We start from the raw sequence: 6972 nt of genomic DNA, 5'->3' as shown, positions 1-6972 counted from the left end.
CCCCCCCCACCCCAACGAGGTACGCCCATGTCCCTGTTGCGCCTGCTGCCCCTGCTCCTGCTGTTCACCCTGACCGGCTGCGCCAGCACCAATGCCCGCCACTGGGTGGAGCTGGACGGCAACCGTTACCACGTTGAACTGGCCACCAATGACGACACCCGCGCCCGCGGGCTGATGTTCCGCGACCAGATGCCCGAGGACCACGGCATGCTGTTCATCCACGAACGCGAAGAACTGCAGGCGTACTGGATGAAGAACACCAAGATCGCGCTGGACATCCTGTACTTCGATGCGCAGCGCCGCCTGGTCAGCCAGCAGCGCGATGTGCCGCCGTGTTCGGCCGGCGATCGTTGCCCGCCCTACCCCAGCAGCGAACCGGCCCGCTACGTGCTGGAACTCAACGCCGGGCAGGCCGAAAAGATGGCGCTCAAAGACGGCACCGAACTCACGTTCGGCCCCGGCATCGCCGACGGCAAATAAAACTCCTGATAAACGCGCCGCGCCCTTGAATCGCGGCGCGTTTGTCGCCAGTCTTGTCCCATGCAGGGGCAGATCACATTGCCGACGTGGGACTCACTGGCCGAGCTGGATGACGAGGCGCTGCCGCTGTTGCCGACCGCGTTGCTGATCGCCCGCGACGAATACCCGGATCTGGACCCCGCCGTCTACGACGCGGTCCTGCAGAGTCACGCCGACCACCTGCGCACCGAGATCGCCACGATCGACATGTGGCCGCTGAAGATTGCCGCGGTCAACCGCCACCTGTTCGACGAGCTGGGCTACAGCGGCGACCACGGCGAGTACTACGACCCGCGCAACAGCTATCTGAACCAGGTCTTCGAACGCCGCCTGGGCAATCCGATTTCGCTGGCGCTGGTGCAGATGGAAGTCTCGCGCCGGCTCGGCATCCCGTTGGACGGAGTGTCCTTCCCCGGGCATTTCCTGGTGCGCCTGCCGCTCAACGACGGCGTGCTGGTGATGGACCCGTTCAACGGCGGCCGCCCGCTGGGCGTGGAAGAACTGCGCGAACGCGCACGCTCACACCTGGGCGGTGAAGTTCCTGACGACGATGTGCTCGCGCAGATCCTGGACCCGGCCCCGGCACGCGCGATCCTGATGCGCATGCTGCGCAACCTGCACGGCGTGTACGTGGAGCGCGGCGAATGGGACCGCGCCGCGCGCAGTGCCGACCGCCTGCTGAAACTGGCGCCCGAGCAGGACGATGCCCTGCGTGATCGCGGCATGGCCTACCTGCAGTTGGATTACGAGGCCGGCGCGCGCAACGACCTGGGGCTGTATCTCAAGCGCAATGCCAAGGCCAGCGATGCCCAGTTCGTGCGCGAGAAGCTGGTCGGCCTCGGTGGCGTGGTGCCGCGCCTGCATTGAGCGCACCAACACGCGCGCCCGGGCGATGGCGTCCGGGCGTTGCTCAGTCGACTTCGACCATCTCGAAATCATCCTTGGTCACGCCGCAGTCCGGGCACGTCCAGGTATCGGGAATGTCTTCCCAGCGCGTGCCCGGGGCGATGCCCTCTTCCGGCAGCCCGTCTTCTTCCCGGTACAGGAAGCCGCAGACAACGCACATCCAGGTGCGGAAGGTGGTGGCGGTTGCGTCGGTCATCGGATAATCACGGCAGGACAAGAGCTGACAGCGCTCATTGTCCCACTCCCGTTGCGCTACCGGTAGCCATTGATGAATCACGCTTCAGCCCCCACGCCGCCCCGCGGCGTCTACCTCATCACCCCCGACGAGCCCGATACCGCGCGGTTGCTGGCGCGCACCGCGCCGCTGCTGGCGGCCGGCGTCACCTGGCTGCAGTACCGCAACAAGACCGCTGACGTGGCCCTGCGCCACGCCCAGGCCGCTGCGCTGCAGGGTCTGTGCCAGCTGTACGCGGTGCCGCTGCTCATCAATGACGACGTGGCCCTGGCCCAGGCGGTCGGCGCGGCCGGTGTGCACCTGGGCGAGGACGATGGCGATATCGCCGCCGCCCGTGCCCTGCTCGGCCCGGACGCCATCATCGGCGCCTCCTGCTATGACACCCTGGCGCTGGCCGAGCGCGCGGTCGCCGCCGGCGCCAGCTACCTCGCCTTCGGGGCCTTTTTCCCCAGCACCAGCAAGGCCACCACCCGCCGCGCCCCGCCGGACCTGCTGCGGCAAAGCGCCGCACTCGGGGTGCCGCGGGTGGCGATCGGCGGGCTGAGCCCGGACAATGTGGCACCGCTCATCGCTGCCGGCGCCGATCTGGTTGCCGTCATCAGCAGCGTGTACGCCGCGCCCGACCCGGTCGCCACGCTGCACGCCTACCTCGCTTGCTTCCAGGATACGACCGCATGAACCACGACCAGTCCCACGCCCTGTTCACCCGCGCCCAGAAGCTGCTGCCGGGCGGCGTCAACTCGCCGGTGCGCGCGTTCAAATCGGTCGGCGGCGAGCCGTTCTTCGTCAAGCGCGCCGATGGCCCCTACCTGTATGACGTGGACGACAACCGCTACATCGATTACGTCGGCTCCTGGGGCCCGATGATCGTCGGCCACAACCACACCGCTGTGCGCCAGGCGGTCAAGCAGGCGATCGGCAACGGCCTGTCCTTCGGCGCGCCGTGCGAAGCCGAAGTGACCATGGCCGAAACGCTGACCCGGCTGGTGCCGTCCTGCGAGATGGTGCGCATGGTCAACTCGGGCACCGAGGCCACGCTGTCGGCGATCCGGCTGGCACGCGGTGCCACCGGCCGCAGCCGCATCGTCAAGTTCGAAGGCTGCTACCACGGCCACGGCGACTCCTTCCTGGTCAAGGCCGGCAGCGGCATGCTGACCCTGGGCGTGCCGACCTCGCCGGGTGTGCCGGCCGGGCTGAGCGAACTCACCCTGACCCTGCCCTACAACGATTTCGAGGCGGCCACCGCGCTGTTCGCCGAACAGGGCGAGCACATCGCCGGGCTGATCATCGAGCCGGTGGTCGGCAACGCCAACTGCATCCCGCCGCGCGAGGGCTACCTGCAGCACCTGCGCGCACTGTGCACGCAGTACGGCACGGTGCTGATCTTCGATGAAGTGATGACCGGCTTCCGCGTGGCGCTCGGTGGCGCGCAGGCGCATTACGGCGTGACCCCGGACCTCACCACGTTCGGCAAGATCATCGGCGGTGGCATGCCGGTGGGCGCCTACGGCGGCCGGCGCGAGCTGATGTCGCAGATTTCCCCGGCCGGCCCGATCTACCAGGCGGGCACGCTGAGCGGCAATCCGGTGGCGATGGCAGCCGGCCTGGCAATGCTGGAACTGGTGCAGGAACCGGGCTTCCATGATCGCCTGAGTGCTTCTGCCGCGCGCCTGTGCGCGGGGCTGGAAGCGGCCGCTGCCGAGGCCGGTGTGGCAGTGACGACCACCCAGGTCGGCGCGATGTTCGGCCTGTTCTTCACTGACCAGAAGGTGGAGACCTACGCGCAGGCGACCGCGTGCGACATCACCGCGTTCAACACCTTCTTCCACGCGATGCTGGAGCGCGGCGTGTTCCTTGCCCCCTCGGCGTATGAAGCCGGCTTCCTGTCCAGCGCACACGACGACAGCATCATCGAGGCAACGCTCGAGGCGGCGCGCGAAGCGTTCAAGGTCGTCAAGGGCTGATCAAATAACGGGGACGGGGGTAGTTAATAATTACCCCCGTCCCTGTTAATTGCTTCAACCAAATACGAAACGGCCTTTCATCATCGCGAAGTGGCCCGGGAACGAGCAGAAGAAGGTGTAGTCGCCGCCCTTGGTCAGCTTGGCGGTGGAGAAGGTGACGCTGGTGGTCTGTCCGCCGCCGATCACCGGGGTATGCGCCAGCACGCGTGCATCGCCCTTGGGCAGGTAGCTGTCGGCCAGCGTCGTGCGCATGCCAGCCATCGCGACCGGCTGATAATCGGCGGCGCGGGTCAGTACCCAGTTGTGGCCCATCGCGGTCGCCGCGAGCTTGCCGGTGTGGCGCAGGGTCAGCTTCACCTGGGTGCAGTCCGCGGCCACCTTGAGTTCCTTCTGGCTGAAGCTCATCTGGTCGGTGCTGTCGATGGCGATCGCGCAGACGCGCGCATGGGCGGCCGGGGCCAGCATCAGGCCAGCGAGCAACACGGGGGCAAGCAGTTTCAAGGCGATCTCCATCAGGCAGTCCCCGCGATTCTAGTGACCGCCCGTGCAGGCGACGTGCGACGTGATGTCGCAGCGCAGGCACTGGCTGGGTTACGGTCAGCGCTGGATCTGGACGAGACGGCCCCATGCCGCGTGTGATCGAGTGCCTGCTGCTGGATTTCGATGGCGTGCTGGTGCGCTATGCGCGGCACCTGCGTGTGCGCCATCTGGCCGCGAGCGTCGGCTGCAGCGCGGCGCAGGTGGAGGCGGCACTGTTCGACAGTGGGCTGGAACGCGCCTACGACAGCGGCATGGCGACCGACGCCTACCTGCAGCAACTGGGCGATGCGCTGCACACCACCATCAACATCGCGCAGTGGCAGGCGGCGCGCATCGCCGCGTGCGCACCGCAAACAGGTGTGATCGAACGCGTGGCACGGATCGCGCAGACACTGCCGATCGGGATCCTGACCAACAACGGCGCGCTGATGGCGCAGACGATTCCACAGCTCGTTCCAACCCTGGCCGATGCCTTGCACGGCCGCATCCTGTGCAGCGGTGCGCTGGGCGGGCGCAAGCCGGATCCGGCGATATTCGCCAAGGCGGTGACGCTGCTCGGCGCACGTGCCGAGCGCACGCTGTTCATCGATGACCTGTTCGTCAACGTGCGCGGGGCACGGCTGGCCGGCCTGCAGGCCGAGACCGCAACGGACAGCCGCGCGTTCGGCAAGGTCATCAAGCGATACGCCCTGACGTAGAGCCGACCAACGGTCGGCTCTACCGCCGTTGGCTAGCGCGAGGCGATGAACGACTGCACGGCCGCGCGCAGACGCTTCAGGCCTTCGGCGATTTCTTCATCGGTGATGTTCAGCGACGGCACGAAGCGCAGCACGTCCGGCCCCGCCTGCAGGGTCAGCAGGCCGTGCTCGGCGGCGTGATCCAGGATGGGACCGGCCTGGCCGGCGAAATCCTTGTCCAGCACCGCGCCCAGCATCAGGCCGCGACCGCGGACCTGGCTGAACACCTTGAACTCGTCGTTGATCTTGCCCAGGCCATCGCGCAGCGCCTGCGACTGACGGCTCACGTTGTGCGCGATCTCCGGCGAGGACAGCTTGCGCAGCGCCACCCGGGCGACGGCCGCGGCCAGCGGATTGCCACCGAAGGTGGTGCCGTGCGCGCCGAACTGCATCACCTCGGCCACCTTCGGGCCGGCCAGCATCGCGCCGATCGGGAAACCGCCGCCCAGTGCCTTGGCCAGGGTGACGATGTCCGGTTTGATGTTGTCCTGCCAGTGCGCGAACAGCGTGCCGGTGCGGCCCATGCCGGCCTGGATCTCATCCAGCACCACCAGCGCGTTGTGCTGGTCGCACAGCTCGCGCACACGTTGCAGGAACCCCGGCTTGGCCGGCATCACGCCGCCCTCGCCCTGGATCGGCTCCAGCATCACCGCCGCGACATCGCCGGCGGCCATCGCGGTCTCCAGCTGCACCTCGTCATTGAAATCGACATAGCGGAAGCCACCGGGCAGCGGCTCGTAGCCTTCCTGGTACTTCGGCTGGGCGGTGGCGGTCACCGCCGCCAGGGTGCGGCCGTGGAAGCTGCCGCGGAAGGTCACGATCACCCGCTGGTGCGCCGGGCGGCCCAGCGAGGAGGCCCACTTGCGGACCAGCTTGATCGCCACTTCATTGGCTTCCGTGCCGGAGTTGCACAGGAACACGCGCTCGGCGAAGCGCGAGGCGGTGACCAGTTCTTCGGCCAGGCGCAGCGGCGGTTCGCTGTAGAACACGTTGCTGGTGTGCCAGAGCTTGCCGGCCTGCTCGATCAGCGCCGCGGTGAGGTCCGGATCGTTGTGGCCCAGGCCACACACCGCGATGCCGGCGGCCAGATCGATGAATTCGCGGCCCTGGTTGTCCCAGACGCGCGCGCCCTGGCCACGTTCGAGCACCACCTGGCGCGGTTTGTAGACCGGCAGGTAGTAATGCGACAGGGACAACAGCGGATCGGTGGCAGCGGCGGTCATGGCGGTCAAGGGCTCAGGAAAGATCCCATTCTCGCGCTTTGGGCCGGTGGGGCACAATGCGCACCATGCGACCGTTCACCGCCCCCCAGCTCAACCCCGCCACCGAATCCGGCTGGCGCCGCCAGTGGTTCGACATCATCTACCGCCACGACACCCGGCCCTCGCGCAATTTCGACCTGCTGCTGGTCTACGCGATCATCGCCAGCGTGGTGGTGGTCATGTTCGACAGCGTGCAGCGCTTCCATGCGGCCTATGCCGACTGGCTCTACGTGCTCGAATGGGGCTTCACGATCCTGTTCACCGCCGAGTACCTGCTGCGGCTGGTGGTGGTCAAACGCCCACTGCGCTACGCATTCAGCATCTGGGGCATCATCGACGTGGCCTCCATCCTGCCGACCTACCTGTCGCTGTTCATCCCCGGCGCGCAGAGCCTGCTGGTGGTGCGCGCGCTGCGCATCCTGCGGGTGTTCCGGATCCTCAAGCTGACCCGCTACATCGAAGAAAGCGGCGTGCTGATGGAATCGCTGTGGCGCAGCCGGCGCAAGGTGCTGCTGTTCCTGTTCACGGTGATCACCATCACCATCATCGCCGGCACCATGATGTACGTGATCGAAGGCCCCAACCACGGCTTCACCAGCATCCCCAGCAGCATGTACTGGGCGGTGGTGACCATGGCCACGGTGGGCTTCGGCGACATCGTGCCGCAGACCGTGCTGGGCCGGTTCGTCACCTCGGTACTGATCCTGATCGGTTACAGCATCATCGCCGTGCCGACCGGCATCTACACCGCCGAATTGGCCAACACCATGCGCGATGCCGAGCATGCCCCGCGCCGGGATGCGCGCGGC

9 protein-coding genes are annotated in these 6972 nt (G+C 67.3%); 6 read left to right on the top strand and 3 right to left on the bottom strand.

The features are described 5' to 3' along the window. Positions 1 to 27: 27 nt before the first annotated feature. A complete protein-coding gene (locus tag ACE026_RS19495; RefSeq protein ID WP_123730294.1) occupies positions 28 to 480 on the top strand; it encodes a DUF192 domain-containing protein in 453 nt (150 codons plus the stop codon). A 60-nt stretch (positions 481 to 540) separates the two neighbouring features. Next, positions 541 to 1386 (top strand): SirB1 family protein, encoded by an 846-nt coding sequence (locus tag ACE026_RS19490; protein WP_121039490.1) that lies wholly within the window; start codon positions 541 to 543, stop codon positions 1384 to 1386. Positions 1387 to 1429: 43 nt separating this feature from the next. On the opposite strand, the gene ACE026_RS19485 is transcribed toward ACE026_RS19490, so the two are convergent. Then, positions 1430 to 1621, bottom strand: coding sequence for a rubredoxin (locus ACE026_RS19485; RefSeq protein ID WP_037553342.1), 192 nt, complete (start codon positions 1619 to 1621; stop codon positions 1430 to 1432). Between the two features lie 72 nt (positions 1622 to 1693). On the opposite strand from ACE026_RS19485, the gene thiE reads away from it, so the two are divergent. Further along, the gene (gene thiE, locus ACE026_RS19480; RefSeq protein WP_486040490.1) at positions 1694 to 2338 is read left to right on the top strand and encodes a thiamine phosphate synthase; all 645 of its coding nucleotides are present in this window, start codon (positions 1694 to 1696) and stop codon (positions 2336 to 2338) included. Continuing rightward, positions 2335 to 3624: a glutamate-1-semialdehyde 2,1-aminomutase gene (gene hemL / locus ACE026_RS19475; RefSeq protein WP_486040489.1), complete on the top strand. Its 1290-nt coding sequence runs from the start codon at positions 2335 to 2337 to the stop codon at positions 3622 to 3624. Before thiE ends, hemL begins: the two co-directional genes overlap by 4 nt. Positions 3625 to 3678: 54 nt before the next feature. On the opposite strand, the gene azu is transcribed toward hemL, so the two are convergent. Then, positions 3679 to 4137, bottom strand: coding sequence for an azurin (gene azu, locus ACE026_RS19470; protein ID WP_486040488.1), 459 nt, complete (start codon positions 4135 to 4137; stop codon positions 3679 to 3681). A gap of 113 nt (positions 4138 to 4250) precedes the next feature. Between azu and ACE026_RS19465 the strand changes: the two genes are divergently transcribed. After that, positions 4251 to 4862, top strand: coding sequence for an HAD-IA family hydrolase (locus tag ACE026_RS19465; RefSeq protein ID WP_486040487.1), 612 nt, complete (start codon positions 4251 to 4253; stop codon positions 4860 to 4862). 32 nt (positions 4863 to 4894) lie between these two features. Here the strand turns inward: ACE026_RS19465 and ACE026_RS19460 are convergent, their stop codons facing one another. Continuing rightward, positions 4895 to 6124 (bottom strand): acetylornithine transaminase, encoded by a 1230-nt coding sequence (locus ACE026_RS19460; protein ID WP_486040486.1) that lies wholly within the window; start codon positions 6122 to 6124, stop codon positions 4895 to 4897. A gap of 65 nt (positions 6125 to 6189) precedes the next feature. Here ACE026_RS19460 and ACE026_RS19455 point away from each other — a divergent pair. Continuing rightward, the coding region (locus ACE026_RS19455) for an ion transporter (RefSeq protein ID WP_486040613.1) at positions 6190 to 6972 on the top strand (783 nt) is incomplete at its 3' end.

The sequence above is a fragment of the Stenotrophomonas sp. AGC87 genome (assembly GCF_057333975.1).
The sequence above is the reverse complement of the archived record's forward strand: the minus strand, read 5'-3'. Positions and strand labels throughout refer to the sequence as shown.